At 37.9% G+C, this 15,968-nt stretch carries 12 protein-coding genes; 4 read left to right on the forward strand and 8 right to left on the reverse strand.

The annotated features are described in order from the left end of the window. Nucleotides 1-73 precede the first annotated feature (73 nt). Both ACFSKV_RS00230 and ACFSKV_RS00235 read right to left on the reverse strand, forming a co-directional pair. A complete protein-coding gene (locus ACFSKV_RS00230; protein WP_380799488.1) occupies nucleotides 74-1,546 on the reverse strand; it encodes a calcineurin-like phosphoesterase C-terminal domain-containing protein in 1,473 nt (490 codons plus the stop codon). Nucleotides 1,547-1,646: 100 nt separating this feature from the next. Beyond that, entirely contained in the window at nucleotides 1,647-4,904 is a 3,258-nt protein-coding gene (locus ACFSKV_RS00235; protein ID WP_380799489.1) for a TonB-dependent receptor, read from the reverse strand. Nucleotides 4,905-5,261: 357 nt separating this feature from the next. On the opposite strand from ACFSKV_RS00235, the gene ACFSKV_RS00240 reads away from it, so the two are divergent. After that, nucleotides 5,262-5,948, forward strand: coding sequence for a lysoplasmalogenase (locus ACFSKV_RS00240; protein WP_380799490.1), 687 nt, complete (start codon nucleotides 5,262-5,264; stop codon nucleotides 5,946-5,948). A 6-nt stretch (nucleotides 5,949-5,954) separates the two neighbouring features. Here the strand turns inward: ACFSKV_RS00240 and ytxJ are convergent, their stop codons facing one another. Beyond that, entirely contained in the window at nucleotides 5,955-6,290 is a 336-nt protein-coding gene (ytxJ, locus tag ACFSKV_RS00245) for a bacillithiol system redox-active protein YtxJ (protein ID WP_380799492.1), read from the reverse strand. Nucleotides 6,291-6,449: 159 nt separating this feature from the next. Here ytxJ and ACFSKV_RS00250 point away from each other — a divergent pair, with 159 nt between their 5' ends. After that, the gene (locus ACFSKV_RS00250; RefSeq protein WP_380799494.1) at nucleotides 6,450-7,847 is read left to right on the forward strand and encodes a DUF4403 family protein; all 1,398 of its coding nucleotides are present in this window, start codon (nucleotides 6,450-6,452) and stop codon (nucleotides 7,845-7,847) included. Nucleotides 7,848-7,931: 84 nt separating this feature from the next. Next, nucleotides 7,932-8,534, forward strand: coding sequence for a DUF2179 domain-containing protein (locus tag ACFSKV_RS00255; protein WP_380799496.1), 603 nt, complete (start codon nucleotides 7,932-7,934; stop codon nucleotides 8,532-8,534). 28 nt (nucleotides 8,535-8,562) lie between these two features. Here ACFSKV_RS00255 and ACFSKV_RS00260 read toward each other — a convergent pair whose 3' ends face one another. The 3 genes from ACFSKV_RS00260 to ACFSKV_RS00270 all read right to left on the reverse strand — a co-directional run bounded on the left by ACFSKV_RS00260 (nucleotide 8,563) and on the right by ACFSKV_RS00270 (nucleotide 12,620). Beyond that, entirely contained in the window at nucleotides 8,563-10,353 is a 1,791-nt protein-coding gene (locus ACFSKV_RS00260) for an ABC transporter ATP-binding protein (protein WP_380799497.1), read from the reverse strand. A gap of 133 nt (nucleotides 10,354-10,486) precedes the next feature. Continuing rightward, the gene (locus ACFSKV_RS00265) at nucleotides 10,487-10,813 is read right to left on the reverse strand and encodes a DUF6787 family protein (RefSeq protein ID WP_380799499.1); all 327 of its coding nucleotides are present in this window, start codon (nucleotides 10,811-10,813) and stop codon (nucleotides 10,487-10,489) included. A 73-nt stretch (nucleotides 10,814-10,886) separates the two neighbouring features. After that, the gene (locus ACFSKV_RS00270) at nucleotides 10,887-12,620 is read right to left on the reverse strand and encodes a M14 family metallopeptidase (RefSeq protein WP_380799501.1); all 1,734 of its coding nucleotides are present in this window, start codon (nucleotides 12,618-12,620) and stop codon (nucleotides 10,887-10,889) included. 162 nt (nucleotides 12,621-12,782) lie between these two features. Here ACFSKV_RS00270 and ACFSKV_RS00275 point away from each other — a divergent pair, with 162 nt between their 5' ends. After that, on the forward strand, nucleotides 12,783-13,904 hold the full coding sequence (locus ACFSKV_RS00275; protein ID WP_380799502.1) for an AAA family ATPase: 1,122 nt from the start codon (nucleotides 12,783-12,785) through the stop codon (nucleotides 13,902-13,904). 40 nt (nucleotides 13,905-13,944) lie between these two features. Here ACFSKV_RS00275 and ACFSKV_RS00280 read toward each other — a convergent pair whose 3' ends face one another. Together ACFSKV_RS00280 and ACFSKV_RS00285 are read right to left on the reverse strand one after the other, a co-directional pair. Continuing rightward, nucleotides 13,945-15,057, reverse strand: a complete 1,113-nt coding sequence (locus ACFSKV_RS00280; protein WP_380799504.1) for a Gfo/Idh/MocA family protein — start codon at nucleotides 15,055-15,057, stop codon at nucleotides 13,945-13,947. A 30-nt stretch (nucleotides 15,058-15,087) separates the two neighbouring features. Then, nucleotides 15,088-15,963, reverse strand: a complete 876-nt coding sequence (locus tag ACFSKV_RS00285) for a sugar phosphate isomerase/epimerase family protein (RefSeq protein WP_380799505.1) — start codon at nucleotides 15,961-15,963, stop codon at nucleotides 15,088-15,090. Nucleotides 15,964-15,968: the final 5 nt, after the last annotated feature.

The following is a 15,968-nucleotide window of genomic DNA, read 5'->3' on the forward strand; positions in this document are numbered from 1 at the left end:
AATAATCAATCAATTAATCCATTCGATTGGACATTTCCAATAATTATTGATTAAAAATCTTCAACAGCCCCTATTACTCCAATTTTTCAGTGTAAATGTTCCCAAACCTGTCTATAACTTCGATCTCTAACTTCGAATTAAGAGAATTTGGTTTGAAAAAAAACAAATGGTCCGTCCTCTGTGCGTTTATCCAAGAATGTTTAGAATCTGAGCTTCTTTGGTTAAAAGTCTGTATGGCAAAAGGGTCATAAGAGGTTTCTCTCCTTGCTTCTCCTTGATAAAGCCCATCCTCTTTCCATCTTATTTTCCATGATGGGTCCCAGTTCCACACGTTGATACAATATTCCTCCAGGAAATCTGGATGCTGGCCAGGTAGGTATATTCTAAATTGAAAGGATTTTTCCTTTCCTATACTTTGATAATACCAAGACAGTTCATTTATAGATTTATATACACCATAACCCCTAGGAGTTCCATCATAACAAATATCAGCCACCCACCAAGCGCCACTTATTGCTGCTGTATTGTGTTCAAAAATATTCTCCTTAAGAATATTTTCATTCCAATGCACATGACCAGATATGAGATGGGCTTTGTAGTTTTTCAAAATTTCATATAAGGCATCCCTATTGATCAAAGATTCTTTATTTTTGTCTCTTCCTGGATTGTTTTCGACCACTTTTGAATAGGAGGGGATATGCAAAAATACAATCAGTTCTGAACCCTCATCTACAGATTCCAAGTCTTGCTCCAACCATTTTAATTGAGTTTCATTTAAGTAACCAACATATTGTTTGTCACCTAATAAATATACATCTGAAAGCACTATATAGTGCCTTTGCCCCCTGTTAAAAGAATAATAGGATGGACCATAGTGATTGGTGAATGGGTATTGGGAAAATTCATTTGACCGTGCCAAAAGGTCTATATCATGATTGCCCAATACCTGAAAAAACGGGATTCCAGTAGATTGGATGCCCTTATTATATTGTTCAAAAAGATCAAATTGGTCAAATACTAAATCTCCTAAACCCACCCCGAATAAATTGGGATCATTCAGCAAATTTTTGGTCTTTATCAGATCAGTGCAAGATTCACGGATAAATGAATTTGCTTCTTCATCAGTCTGTAACTGAGGATCCGCCAATGAAATAAAATGATGCTCTTCCTCAGGATAAGGATTGGGGACCAGGAAAAATTCTACCAAGTTCAATTTTTTTTCATAATCCAATTTTTTGAAAAAATCCACTGAACCGTTTTTCAGTACATTCAATTGATAACCTGCTGGATAGCTGAAGAAAACAAATGGCTGATCTGTTGAAAATTCAAATTTGCCTTCTTGATCAGACTGGTAAATATATTCTCCATCTGAAATGGAAACTTGAGGAATTCCGGTTCCATTTGCCGAAATTCTTCCCTTCACTTGGGTAAAATTGAATTTATGTTTTTCCTTCTTTTCTGCGATAGCTAAATATGGCAATGAATATATGCCACCTGTAAGTAAAGCACTGTTTTGAATGAACCTTCTCCTGCTAATCGATTTCATATGAATGGAATTTATAAGATGCTTAATTTAAAATTCAATTTATTTAAAGCCATAAAAAAAGCCCTCAATTTCTTGAGGGCTTTAATTTTTCAAATTTCAATTAATTGAAGATATATCTCAAACCAAATTGCATTCTCCAAACGTCAACCGGATTGGCAGTTGGTTGGAAAGTGGTAGAAATCAACTGATCTCCAAAGTTTCTCAGTCTAAACTGAGGTACACCACCTGAATTTGTGCCAGCTGGAATCAATGGAGAAGTTGAAGTTACAAAGTTACCTCCTCCCCAGTTATTGTTTAATAAGTTTCCAACATTAAGAATGTCAATTCTGAATTCCAAGGTGTTTTTCTTTCCTCCTAGGTCTGTAAACAATTGTTGTGCAAATGAGAAGTCAGCTCTATATACCATTGGAAGGAAGGCAGCACCTCTTGTGGCAACTTTTCCCCTATTGGCACTTAAATATTTATCCTGTTGGATAAATGCTTCCCATGCATCTGCTTGTTCAGCAGCAGTAAATGTTCTACCAGAAGAGGTAAATTCCTGGAATATCATTTCTCCTTTGTTTTTGTGAATGTAGATCAGGTCATTGGAGAAACCACCGTCTCCATTGAAGTCACCCCCATAAACATAGCTGTAATTTCCTTGGGTTCTTCCTTCCCAGAATAAGGAGAATGAAGTGTTTCCGAACTTGAAGAAGTTCTTATTATAACTGATGGCAGTGAATGCTCTGTGGCCCATTGTATTGGCAGAGAAACCAAGAGTTGGGTTATTAGGATCACCGTTATGAGGATTGTTATTCCAAGAACCAAAAGCGATTGATCCTGCGTCAACAGTATTTTTAGCTTCACCATAGCTGTATGCAGCTTTTACATACAATCCATTTGCGAATGGTTTTTCCAAGGAGATGGAAGCAACCCAAGAATTACCGATAGCTTGGTTGTTCAAGGTTACAGCATTATCAATTTTTTGGTTGATCCTTGTAGCTGAATTACCTCCAACCCATCTTGGTCTTGGATCAGCACCTCCAAATCTAAAGTTTGGAGCAGCAAGGTTGGCATTGTAGTAATTGACGCCATTGACATCAGCATTATAGATGAATTCTGCAGTACCGATAATTCCGTACGGTAATCTCTGATCCAATGCTATATTGGTTCTCCACACTTGAGGGAATTTGAAGTCAGGTTCTGTCAATGCCAATTCATACCTTTCAGCAGGAGCCCCGGTCACAGTAGCTGGTTTGTAAGCATCAGGGTTAGGGTTGAAAGGTCTATCTGTAGTATTGTCCAATCTGTCAAACCCAGTTAAGATACCATTGTTACCTACTTGGTTGGAAATCCAGACATAAGCCGGTCTTCCTGTAAAGATTCCGGATCCACCGCGGATTTGGGTAGTTCTATCACCCGAAAGATCCCAGTTAAAGCCTACTCTTGGAGACCAAAGAATGTTTGCATCCGGTAATTTGTCAGTTCTAAAACTTACATTTTCACCTGCCGGATTTCTGAAGTTTAATCCTTCAACTTCTGTGTTTCTCAATGCAGTATTACCAAAGAATGGGACATCAATTCTAAGTCCATAAGTCAAGCTAAACTGTTCACTGGCAGTCCATTCATTTTGGCCATAAATACCTGCATAGTTTACTTCCAAAGGTTGTAAAGGTTTTACTTGTCCTGGAACATTGGAATACCTCACCTGGAATCTTCTAAGTTCTGTATTTGGGGTAGTACCTGCCAAGAAAGCATTCGCATCTGCGTAGAAATCTTCGAGCGAATTATACACATAAGCAGACTGTGAACCTGGGAAGAATACGTTTTCAGACTGGTAGTTTTCATAACTGAAACCAAAAGTCATAGCATTTTTTCCTTTGAAGATCTGAAGGTTGTTCTGAATCTGGAAAGTTTTATACCTCAGTTCATTGTTCGGAGTAAATGGCTCAAATCCAAAAGTGGTGTAAACGGCATTATCTTTCAATATATCCACCATTGGGAAGAAAGTTCCTCTTGAATCACGGCTTTCATCCTGATAAGTGTAACCAATAATCAAATTGTTGGTCATGTTATCCCTCAATCTTGAGTTCAACTCACCAACAATTGATCTGATGTTTTCCAAGATGATATAATTTGAATTTTGGAAGTTAAGACCGTTTAGGTTGGATCTTCTGCCACCAAATCCAAGAGAAGAGGAATTGGAAAGCAACACATCTGTGGACGAATCCAAGTGGTTGTACCTCAAGCTAAATTTGTTTTTATCATTGATATTGTAATCCAATTTAATCAAGTACTTGGTTGCAGCAGTATTGTGGTCATATCCTTGATAAGGACCGGTCTGATAACCGAAGTTGGTATTTAAGAAATTTGATAATTGGTCTAGATCAGAAGCTAATACCCTTGTTACGTTACCTGCAGCATCCTCATTACCATTATTGGCCCTGAAGGTTGTTCCTGGCTCCGTTGTATTTTCATCCTCAAATGAAGCAAAGAAGAATAATTTGTCTTTGATAATTGGACCGCCTAATCTAAATCCTAATTGAGAGTAATTGAATTCTCCTGGATTGAAGGTGTTTTCTCCAGCTTGAGTTCCCACATTGTTTTGATTTCTCCATAAATAATATGCAGAACCTGAGAATTCATTGGTACCGCTTCTGGTAACTGTATTAACACCTGCACCTGTAAAGTTACCTTGTCTCACATCATATGGAGCCACGTTAACTGAAATTTGCTCTATAGCATCCAAGGAAACAGGAGAAACTCCAGTCCTGTCACCAGGCTGGCTACCCAAACCGAAGGAATTGTTAAAATAAGAACCATCAATGGTGATGTTGTTCAATCTGGAATCTTGACCTGCAAAAGAGTTACCGCTTGCTTGTGGAGTCAATCTTGTAAAATCGTCAATTCTTCTGGAAATGGTTGGTAATCTGTTGATTTGATCATTTCCAATTGCAGTTGTGGCTCCGGTCCTGTCAGAACTGAAAACTGAATTTTTTTCTCCCAAAATAACCACCTCTGCCAATTCAGCATCATCATCTCTCATGATGACATTGACGTTGGCAGCAATACCTAAGCTTAGGTAAACATTTTCAACAGATTGGGATTCAAATCCAATAAATGAAACTGTTACAGTATAAGGTCCACCAACCCTCATGCCCGGGATGGTATATCTACCTTCTATATTTGTCACTGCTCCATACCTTGTTCCGGAAGGTACGTGAGTGGCCACCACGTTAGCACCGGGAAGTGTTTCCCCGGTATTATCGGTTACCCTACCAGTCATACTGGAGGTTGAAACCCCTTGCGAAAATGCCATACTTGTTACAAAAACAAGCAGAAAAGCCGCAAAAAGACTTTTAAGTAAAGATTGCCTCATAATTTTGATTTTTGTGGAAATTGAATTAAAATATTAGTGATAGTCTTTGTTTCCGGATACAAATGTAACCTTGATATCCAAGTTTATTTTTTTGTAAATGTTAAATTTTAACATTTATTCACAATTTTACTTAACAATTTCTTAACATTGAAAAAAGAAGGAAATTTTATTTTTAGACAAAATTTTGCATTTCAATCTGTTTTTATGTGATTTTCTATCTCTATTTGTAGGAATAAGTTTTTTTTTAGCAGAATCGTGTTAAGAAATCTTTACCCAAATGTTAAGCTTATAAATGTGTAAAAACAACTGATTTTGGAGGATTAACTTCTTATATTTAGTGATAAAAATTGGATAAAAATGAAAAACAGAAATATAATTTGGCTTTATTTATTCCTGATTGTCAGTATTCTGGATATCCTATTTACTGCCAATGGAGAGAGAGAATTCCGGTATTATTCCAAGCCTTTGATTTTGGTCATGTTATGGCTTTATTTTTTCTTTTCAAGCAAAGCGTTTAATGGCACTTTATTACGTAAAACAATTTCATCCGCCTTGATTTTTTCCTGGTTAGGGGATGTATTGTTGTTATTTCCGAATTTATTTCTTTATGGATTGGGGGCTTTTCTTATGGCCCATATTTGCTATATCATTGGCTTTAAGGTAGCCCAGCATAATCCTTTTGCAATAGGGCAGGTCAATTTTATCAGGTTATTTTTCCTGAATTTACCAATTTACATATTGGCTGCATTTACTTATTATTTGATTCGAGGAGGCCTGGGGGAAATGCAAATACCTGTTGTCATTTATTTAATTGTTATCGTCATGATGGCGACCACCGCAAGAGAAAGATTCCGAAAGACTAATTCAGGAAGTTTTTGGCAGGTAATGATAGGAGCCATTTTGTTTTTAATATCTGATGCTGTATTGGCGATCAATATGTTCTTCAAATCCTTCCCTGAATCAGGCGTAATTGTCATGGGAACTTATATCACAGCACAATTATTGATTGTCAAAGGAATATTGACCCATTCGAAACCTTCATAACCAAAATTAAACCTTACTCATGATTTCGGGGTAACTGATACCCATATGGCTGTTGTCGTAAACAGCCTGTCCATCCTTAATCAGGATAATTTGAGGGGATTGATGAAACACCCCAAATTCATTTGAAATTTGGTCTGAAATATTCCTGTATCGGATGAGATCAAGGAAGAAAGGAGTGACCTTTTCTGTATCCTCCTGCTTCCAGTTTCTTAGCAGTCTATCGAATGCCATACTGCTAATAGAGCATCGTGTTGAATGTTTGAAAATCAAAACCGGCTTTTCAGCACTAATTTTTTTTATTTCTTCCAATTGAACGGAATTTTCCAATTTAATCCAATCCATTTCTTAATTATTCTTAATCCTTTGGAAAATCAAATAACTTTGGCCTGAAATTAGTTCCCGTTCACATGATTTCCTGATCAATAAAATAGGTTGTTTTACAACTAATTTCACATATAATAGCAACTTAAAAATTATCCATCTAAGGTTTAATAAGAAACAATGTCCTCTAAATATCCTTTATTCCTCATTTTTTTCATATTGATATTGGGTTCCTGCAAAAGCATAAAACCTGAAAATCCCCCTGCTCCCACAAATCAGGATGTTTTCTCCGCAAAATCCATTATTAATGTTCCTATAAGTATCCCATTGAGTCTTTTCGAGGAAAATCTCAATGAAAACTGGAACAGCCAATTGTTTTCGGATAAGGCTTTGAATTTGGGGTCAGGGCTTTTTGCTGATCTGGATGTGAACAGAACTGGGAAAATTTCCCTTAGAGCTTTGGGAAATAATTCCCTCCAGGTGAAAATCCCCATGAATCTTAAAGGTGATTTAAAGATTGAGAAAAAGGTTTTTGGTCAGGTTTTGTCTACCAGTATTCCTTTCAATGAAAATATCAGTCCGGAAATCAGTTTTGTTCCGGAGATTGGTAAAAATTGGGATCTAGTAGTAAAGAATCTAAATATTGACAATTGGGGGAGATCTTTGAAGTATAATCTATTGGGATTTGAAATAGACTTAGATCCAATAGTGAGAGGGCAGCTACACAATGTTCTCGACAAGCAGTTGTCTCTTTCCAATCTGAGCAGACTTGATTTTAAAAATATGGCCCAGGAAACCTGGAATGCTTTCTCAGAACCTTATTCTTTGGAATTTGGGGAAGTACAGGTACATTTTTATGCTGTTCCAACTAGATTAAAAGTGAGGGATAAAGTTTCAATAGATCAAAAATTGAATCTTTATTTAGGTATAGAAGGAGAAATGCATTCAAAAGTTGGTGCTAAGCCCCAATTGAAACCTGTTCCCTTACCCGATATTGAGGATAATGAAAACGAAGATAATGTTCTGGACATCGTTTTACCCCTGACTTTAAGGTACGAAGATTTGGATGTACAATTGAATAAAGCTATTTCAGGTCAAAATATAAGGGCAGATAAGAATACGGTTCTGATACCTGATAACCTTAAAACCCAACAATACGGAGATAAAATTTTGCTGGGAATGGATTTCAAAGCTATCAGAAATGAAAAAAAAGAAGTTAAGGGAAAAATTTTCTTTGCAGGGATGCCTGTATTCGACAGAGATTCAGAAAGCCTGAAGTTTGATAATGTAGAATTTGATGTTAAAACTTCTGATTTTCTGGCTAGATGGGGGATTAAGTCAAAAAGGAGAAAAATCCAAAAGCAAATAGAAAAGCTTGCCATAATTCCTTTGGGAGGTTTCCTGAAAGGAGCAAGTTCAGAATTGGCGCATCAAGGGTATTTGGAAACGGGCTTCGCCACCTTCAAAGTGGTTAATCCAAATCTGGTTGTAGAGGACATTACCAATACAGCTGAAACAATCCAGATTTTTTTGCGGGCAAAAGGAGAGATGGATGTTCAATTAAAGAGTCTGAAATAAAAGAAATATGGAATTTTCAGAAGCATATTTTTTTTTATAGTTAATGGAAGATTTAGCCATTAACTTTGTAAAAAAATTGAGGAGATGCAGGAGTATTTTCTGGAATTAGGAATACCAAAAGAAATATTTGATTATGCCATTATGCCTTTGCTTATTTTTTGTGCAAGGGTAATGGATGTATCCATCAATACTTTAAGGATCATGTTTGTTCTAAATGGGAAAAAAAATGTTGCTCCTATTCTGGGATTTTTCGAAGCCATGATCTGGTTATTGGCTATTGGACAGATTTTCCAAAATGTAAATAACCCTATGTCTTACGTGGGCTATGCTGGTGGATTTGCCATGGGCACCTATGTGGGTATGACCATTGAGGAAAAACTTGCGCTGGGAAGGGTTTTGGTAAGAGTCATTACTCCGGTGCCCATGCCCGAATTGATTGAATATATGAAGGAAAAGAATTTCAGGTTTACCAATGTCGGGGCAGAAGGTAGGTACGGCAAGGTTAATTTGCTTTTTACCGTGATGAAAAGGGAGGACCTGAAGGATTATATTGAGACGGTCAAATCTTTGAATGATAAGGCTTTTTACACTATTGAAAGTGTGAAAAGAGTCAGTGAAGATGATTTGAATGTAATGGAAGATAGGCCAAGGTTTACCACAAAAGTCTGGAGTAGAATCAGGAAGTAATTTTTATGTCCTTTAATCTTCCTGTTTTTTATTCGGCAAACTGCAGTCTAACCAGGTTCGCATAAAATCCATTTTCCTGAAGAGTAAGCTCCTCATGTGTACCTTTTTCCACAATTTCACCCTCTTTTAGGACATAAATTCGGTCAACTTTTCTAATAGTGGACAGCCTGTGGGCTATGATTATGGTGGTCCTGTTTTTCATCAATTCATCCAAAGCTTCTTGTACCAAAGCTTCAGATTCAGCATCCAAAGAAGAAGTTGCTTCATCCAAAATAAGAATAGCAGGATCTTTTAAAATGGCCCTGGCAATGGCTACTCTTTGCCTTTGCCCACCGGATAATTTTATTCCTCTTTCTCCCACCTTGGTATCCATCCCTTCAGGGAATTTGCTTATAAATTGCAATGCATTTGCTTTTTTGGCAGCATTGATGATTTCTTCTTCCGTAGCCTCTGGTTTGGCGTAAGCAATATTTTCGCGGATACTTCCGCCAAATAGCAATACTTCCTGTGGTACTATTCCGATATTGGATCTCAATTGCTTTAAATTCCAATCTTTAATGGATTTTCCATCAATTTCTACTGCTCCATTTTGGACAGGATAAAATTTGAGCAAAAGTTGAATTATGGTTGACTTTCCTGCTCCACTATGACCTGCCAGGGCTACTTTTTCACCGGCTGGAATGGTAAGATTGATGTTTTTCAACACTTCTACCTCTGGTCTTGTAGGGTAGTTAAACCTGACGTTTTTAAATTGAATAGTTCCTTTTACAGGAATTGCCTCGTGATCTGCAGTGGATTCCTCCGGAGATTCCTGGAGTATTTCCAATACCCTTTCAGAGGATCCGATAGCTTTTTGAATCTGTCCATAAATATCTCCTAATCCGGCAATTGACCCCCCGATAAAGGTGGTATAAAGTACGAAGGATACCAGATCGCCAATACTCATATCCCCTGAAGCAACCAGGGTTGCACCGTACCACATGACGGCCACAATACCTCCAAAGAGTGCAAAAATAATAAAGGAAATAAATGCCCCTCTGAACCCTGCAGCCTTAAGGGCTACATTCACTACTTTATTAAGACCTTTGCGATACCTGTTGGATTCATATTCCTCACCAACGAATGATTTCACCGTCATGATGGAGTGCAATGTTTCTTCTACAATAACGTTGGCAGCTGCTAATTCATCCTGGGTTTGTTTGCTTAACTTCCGTATAAATTTCCCGAAGATCATGGCAATAATGATCAATACAGGGAAAGTAGCCAGCATGAATAGCGTCAATTTTGGTGTGGTCACCATTAAAAATATTATTCCTGCCACAAGGGTGATAATCTGTCTGAACAATTCCGCCAAAGTAACCGAAAAAGTATCCTGAAGCATACTTACATCAGCCGTAATGCGGCTTATCAATTCACCGGTTCTCCTTTTGTCAAAAAAGGTCATGGGCAACTGAACAAGTTTGCTGTATAAAGCAATCCGGATATCCCTCATACTTCGCTCCGATACTTTTGCAAACAACCATACCCTAAAGAAGGAGAAAATGCTTTGAATTAAGAGTATCTCCAGTAAAATCAGAGCTATACTATTGATGTCATTTACAAGCCAGGCCTCACCTGATGCTGTATCAATCAATTTACCAGCTACAAACGGAAAAGTTAGAAGGGTTAAACTGGAAAGAAGAAGAAAAAGCATTCCAATAAAAAAATTAATCTTATATGGTAATATGAAGCGGAAAATACCCCCTAACTTACTCAAACTTTCCTTATTGAGTTTCCGCTTTTCATGTTCTTCAAGAGTTGCGCCTCTTTTTTTTGCCATCGATATGGTAATTTGAATTATTTCTAACCTTCAAATTTAGAAAATCTGTTTGGTTTTGGTTTGAGTTCTTTGATTTTCATTCAATATTTTCCAGAGTACAAGAGGGAAATTTATGAATGTCAATGTCTTAGAGCTATTTCTTGATTTTTCTTCCTGTAACTCTTCTTAAGAACTCTTTTTCTTTTTCCCAAAAGAAACCAAATTGACCAAATACAAATCCCCAAAACAGGAGTATTATCTGATACAAAGGAAGCACCAAAAGTAAATAAAGAACCGTTTTCCAAAACCCTCCCCTTTCCATGCTGACCCCCAGAAAATCAAAAATAGGCTTTTTGATAAATAGGATCGTGAATCCTGTCAAAGCAAATACGATTAAGACCAAAACCACTTGAAAAAGGCTTTTGAGTTTCCACTTGGTTTTCAGTTTTTCAAGGAAGTTTGGTTTTGGGTTTTCTGACATCGATTATTTACCAGGTGTTTTAAGGTGTATGTAGTAAATTTAGCGTGTTGATCAATTGGGATAAAATAAACGGTTATTTTTCCAATCTAAATACTGGATATCTATTATGTTCTTTTTCCTTCCAGGGAGAGTGTTCATAAACCCATCGCAATTGGGCCGGTCCTGAATTGGCCAATTCTGGGTTTTGGGATTTAGCCTGCTCTAATGCTTCCCGGATTTCCGGATTTTGTTTCAAAAATTCTGAAGCTAAATCTTCAAAAACATACGCTGAATAACCTTCCTTTGCCTGAAGGATAGTGTCAAAAAAATTCCAGGCAAAAAAACTGTCTTCACTTTCCGGCTCCAGGACTTCTACGATATACCGGTTCTTTTCTTGGTCCATCGGAACTATCCAATCTCCTTCCCTAAAATTGATTGTGGCTTTGGATTTCTCTACTTTTACATTGCTGTGGAGGTAATGGCCTTCATAAGGTCTTTGGGAAGTCTGGAAATCCACTATATGGTACTGGCTGACAATTATGGTGGTGTCATTTTTGAGAGCATTTAACCTAACCCCATTCCTTTGTAGATTTTCTATCACAGGGTACCATCCTTGGGGAATGATGTAAGCCTTGGGTTTTTCTATTGCAACTCCTTCTGCATAGGTATCAAAGAATTTTACTTCTTTGATGAAAGGTTTGTCCCTGTCATAAAATAATCTGGGATGGCCTGAAACTTCAGAGGGCTTTTGCCCTGATTCATATCCCATGTATTCTATTAATTTGTGTTGGTTACGGTCCAAGGTATGATTTAATGAAAAGTAACTTCTTTCCTTTTGGGATTCCCGGTCAATTTTTGCCAGTTCTATTATTTTTTTGCCATCTTGTGTGATAACATCAAAAAAGGTAAGAAAAAGCTGATAGGTAGATTTAACCCTTTGATCATAGGGTTTGAGCATATGAGTTTCTGGCATAAAGCTCAATGTACTGAACAAGGCAGCGTATCCGCTACTGTACCTTCCGCTATCTTTGAATTGCCCCCAACCATCTTCAGGTTTTCTTCCCCAAGCATTCACATAGGGAACCATCGGGAAGTTCTTTTCTTTCATTTTTTTATATAAAAGATGATTCAATTGTGTATCCAAATACTGTCCCAATTCTCCTCCAAGCCTGTGGTGCTGGGTGGAGATCAAAGTCATCACATGTTGGTAATCTGCTCCATTACTTACATGGGTATCAATAAAAATCTGGGGTTTGAGCCAGTTGAAAATCAATTGAAAGGATCGGGAATTTTTGGTGTCTGCCTTGATAAAATCCCTGTTCAGGTCAAAATTTCTTGCATTCCCTCTAAAACCGTATTCCTCTGGACCGTTTTGATTTACCCTGCTGTAACTTCCCCGATTAAGATGACCTCCGATATTGTAAACAGGGATAATTGCCAATGCCAAATCATTGGGTACCTCAATTTTGTCAAGAACCATATCTCTTAACAGCATCATGGAGGCATCTATTCCATCAGGTTCCCCTGGGTGAATCCCGTTATTAATGAATAAAACCAAACGGTCATTTTCATGCCATTTTTTGGGATCAAAATCTCTATTTTTGTCATAGAGTATGACATGAAGTGGAAATCCTGAATCGGTCATGCCCATCTCAATCATCGATACCTCCTCAAAGTCATCAGCAATTTTTTGGAAATAGGCAATTACTTCATCATAGTTTGGCGATTGATTTCCTCCGGTAAGTTCAAATTGCGTCTCATAGAGGTCTTGGGCTTTAAGTGAGAAGCAAATGATCAAGGGAAAGAACAATAAGGTCAAATTCTTCATGCCCAAATTTGGAGAAAATGTTCAGGAAATGCTAATAACGATAAAAGAGCTAGGTTTTCTTAAAATATTATTTTAAATTTCATATATTACGTTACGTAAAAATTGTAATGAAGAATACATTATGTATATTACGTAATTTTATAATAATTAACATATCTTTCCATGAAATCACCGGAAAATCCTTTTGTACTTACCAACCATATCGGAAAGAAGTATTTCTGTAACAGGGAAAATGAATTAAAATCCTTGCTCAGCCATGTAGAAAATAACAGAAACTTAATGATATATGGATGGAGGGGATTGGGGAAGTCTACATTGGTACACCGTTTTTTTGATAAGTTGGAAAACAAAGGTCAATTCGAGACGCTATTTATCGACATGTTACCTGCCAATTCTCTGGAAGACGTGATCAAGTTATTGGCCTCAGCCATTTTTGAAAAATATGGAAGGGGTAAACCTGGTATTTCATCTTCCATGAATAAGCTCTTTTTTGTATTGGGGGCAAGTATTCGATTTGATCCTTATTCTGATATGCCTGATTTACATTTAGGGCCAAGGCAATTGGGAAGAGAAGAGCAATCTTTACAGGCTTTGGGGGAATTTCTTAAAGAAAGGAAGAAGCAGGTGATTATTGCAATGGATGAGTTTCAACAACTAGATTTTTTTGAAGAAAAGAACACAGCATCTGTCTTTAGAAATTGGATGCTTAAATATCCAGAAATCCGTTTTGTTTTTTGCGGAAATCATCCCGGCAAAATGTTGGGAATTTTTGCTGAAAAATCCAGTCCCCTGTACCAAAGTGCCCAATTAATTCCACTATTACCTCTACAATTGGATCATTATACCGGGTTTATTCAAGATCATTTTAAATCTAATGGTAAATATATACCCACAGAAGTTATTGAAATGATTTTCAATTGGTCAAGGGGGCAGACTTACATCATTCAGTTGGTCTGCAATTATCTTTTTGCCCAATGCACAAATGTAAGAGCCGAGGATTTTATGAAAGTTTCTAAAGAAATCATCGAGCAATACCTTCCTGTTTTCGCCACTTTTCCGAAAATGCTTACCAAGGCCCAATGGAATTTACTCAAGGCAATAGCCAAAGAGGAACCTTTATTTAATCCTATGTCCAGCGAGTTTTTGATCAAGCATCAACTAGGTGCAGCAAGTACAGTGAGTACAGCTTTGAAATCACTTCAGAAACAAGAACTTGTTTTCGAGGAAGATGGAGGATTTTTTGTCCAAGAAGTATTGCTCTCCCGTTGGATGAAAAATTTATAAAAAAGGCTGTCCTCAAATTTGAAGACAGCCCTTATACTCCTTAGCTTAAGGTAAACTCCGGTAATGGGATGATTTTACCTCCCGCCATGGCTGATTCATGTGCCAGAATGCCCACGCAAGTAATATTTGCAGATTGCTTGGCATCAGGGTATGGAGCCCTACCTTCATTTAGGGCAGTTAAAAACTCATGTGCCAAATGAGGATGGGATCCTCCATGCCCTGCACCTTGTATGAAAGACAAATGCTGATTGTCATCTGAATCATATACCCCTGCTGTGGTGAAAGAAGCTATTTCTTTGGGGAGTAAATGAGCATAATCCGGGATTTTCACTCTTTCAGGAACTTCTCCAGTATGGATCACACTGTCCTCATGCTCTATCAATGTCCATTCAAAGGATTTTTTCGATCCGTATACATCAAAACTTTCTCTGTATTGTCTGGCGGTATTGAATAAGGAACGGGTAACTTCAGCGGATAGGTCCGAATCTTTCAATTTGATATGACAAGTTTCAATGGCAAAAGGAGATCCGTATTTGGAAATAAGATTTTCATCAATCCTTCCTGAACCAAAACAGGAAACATATTCTGCCTGGGCTTTTGGTAAAGCTAAAACAGGGCCTACACAATGTGTGGCATAATGCATGGGAGGCAAACCTTCCCAATAGCCCGGCCAACCAGCCATTTCCTGTTGGTGGGAAGCACGTAGAAACTGGATTTTACCCAATTCACCTTTTTCATACATTTCTTTTACAAATAGGAATTCCCTGGAATAAATCACCGTCTCCATCATCATATAGGTAAGTCCGGTTTCCTGGCAAGCTTCCACGATTTGCCTGCACTCTTCGACGGTGGTTGCCATAGGTACGGTACAGGCAACATGTTTCCCAGCCCTCAATGCCTTCAGAGATTGTTCGGCATGGGCCTGAATAGGGGTATTGATATGTACCGCATCTATATTTGGATCCTTCAACAATTCATCATAGTCGGTATATCTTACCTCTACCCCAAAAGCATCTCCGATCTGATTAAGTTTCTCTTCATTTCTTTGACAAATGGCATACATATTGGCCAGAGGATGTTTTTGGTATATGGGGATGAATTCCGCTCCAAAGCCAAGCCCTATGATAGCGATATTGATTTTTTTCTGAGTCATGATATTCTGGTTAAGGATTTAATATTTGGTTTAATGTGTAAAAGTCCTGCCTATGATCCAATCTTTCAGGAAGGCCAATCCCTCTTGGGCAAAACCGTCCTGACTTTTTGCCAGAGGTTTCCAAATGCAAACCGCACCGGCAAGTTCCTGTACATTTGGCGTAAAACTTTCTATGGAAATGACCCCGGAATAGTTCACAGCTTCAAGACCACGCTTGAAGGAAGCCCAGTTTGTTTGTCCTGTTCCCGGTATGCCACGGTGGTTTTCAGAAACCTGCACATGGATGAGTTTATCTCCCACATTTCTAAAAGCCTGTTCCAGGTCCCGTTCTTCAATAGTAAGATGAAATCCATCCAAAAGGACTTTAGCTGCCGGATGGTTGATGTCATGGATTAACCTCATCAATTCTTCCGTGGTATTGATAAGATCTGTCTCAAAACGGTTAAGCGTCTCCAAAGCAATTTGCTGACCTGAAGCCTCCGCCATCTGACAAACCTTATAGAGATTCCTGACTGCCCGATCCCATTCTATCTTTCTTTGTTCTTCTGAAACTAACCGTGCTTTACCGACTGCGGAATACATGGGGCCGGCAACAAACTTTGCACCTAATTGGGAGCTGATATCAAAGCATGCTTGCAGGTAGTCAAAACAGATTTGATGGTATCGCGGGTCATCATGTGTTAAATCCCTTGTTGGGCCGAAAGCACCACAAATTACCGGCTTAAGACCATTGTCCAAAAGGGCTTTTTGAACCTCTTTTACCTCTATCAAGGAGGGGTCTTCGACAGGAATTTCTACCGCATCAAAGCCCATTTCCTTGATTTTTGGAAATAAGTCAATGGTTTTATGGTTAAATGGAGAAGTCCAAAGCCAGGTACTTACTCCAAAACTTATATTTAAATACATCTTTT

It is taken from the genome of Shivajiella indica, assembly GCF_042683085.1.
In the GTDB taxonomy this organism is placed as follows: Bacteria; Bacteroidota; Bacteroidia; order Cytophagales; family Cyclobacteriaceae; genus Shivajiella; species Shivajiella indica.

Bases quoted from the DNA above. Each gene is read 5' to 3' on its own strand.
- ACFSKV_RS00280 (WP_380799504.1), bottom strand. From the start codon at position 15,057: ATGACTCAGAAAAAAATCAATATCGCTATCATAGGGCTTGGCTTTGGA.
- ACFSKV_RS00260 (WP_380799497.1), bottom strand. From the start codon at position 10,353: ATGGCAAAAAAAAGAGGCGCAACTCTTGAAGAACATGAAAAGCGGAAA.
- ACFSKV_RS00250 (WP_380799494.1), top strand. From the start codon at position 6,450: ATGTCCTCTAAATATCCTTTATTCCTCATTTTTTTCATATTGATATTG.
- ACFSKV_RS00255 (WP_380799496.1), top strand. From the start codon at position 7,932: ATGCAGGAGTATTTTCTGGAATTAGGAATACCAAAAGAAATATTTGAT.
- ACFSKV_RS00285 (WP_380799505.1), bottom strand. From the start codon at position 15,963: ATGTATTTAAATATAAGTTTTGGAGTAAGTACCTGGCTTTGGACTTCT.
- ACFSKV_RS00270 (WP_380799501.1), bottom strand. From the start codon at position 12,620: ATGAAGAATTTGACCTTATTGTTCTTTCCCTTGATCATTTGCTTCTCA.
- ACFSKV_RS00275 (WP_380799502.1), top strand. From the start codon at position 12,783: ATGAAATCACCGGAAAATCCTTTTGTACTTACCAACCATATCGGAAAG.
- ACFSKV_RS00230 (WP_380799488.1), bottom strand. From the start codon at position 1,546: ATGAAATCGATTAGCAGGAGAAGGTTCATTCAAAACAGTGCTTTACTT.
- ytxJ (WP_380799492.1), bottom strand. From the start codon at position 6,290: ATGGATTGGATTAAATTGGAAAATTCCGTTCAATTGGAAGAAATAAAA.
- ACFSKV_RS00265 (WP_380799499.1), bottom strand. From the start codon at position 10,813: ATGTCAGAAAACCCAAAACCAAACTTCCTTGAAAAACTGAAAACCAAG.
- ACFSKV_RS00240 (WP_380799490.1), top strand. From the start codon at position 5,262: ATGAAAAACAGAAATATAATTTGGCTTTATTTATTCCTGATTGTCAGT.
- ACFSKV_RS00235 (WP_380799489.1), bottom strand. From the start codon at position 4,904: ATGAGGCAATCTTTACTTAAAAGTCTTTTTGCGGCTTTTCTGCTTGTT.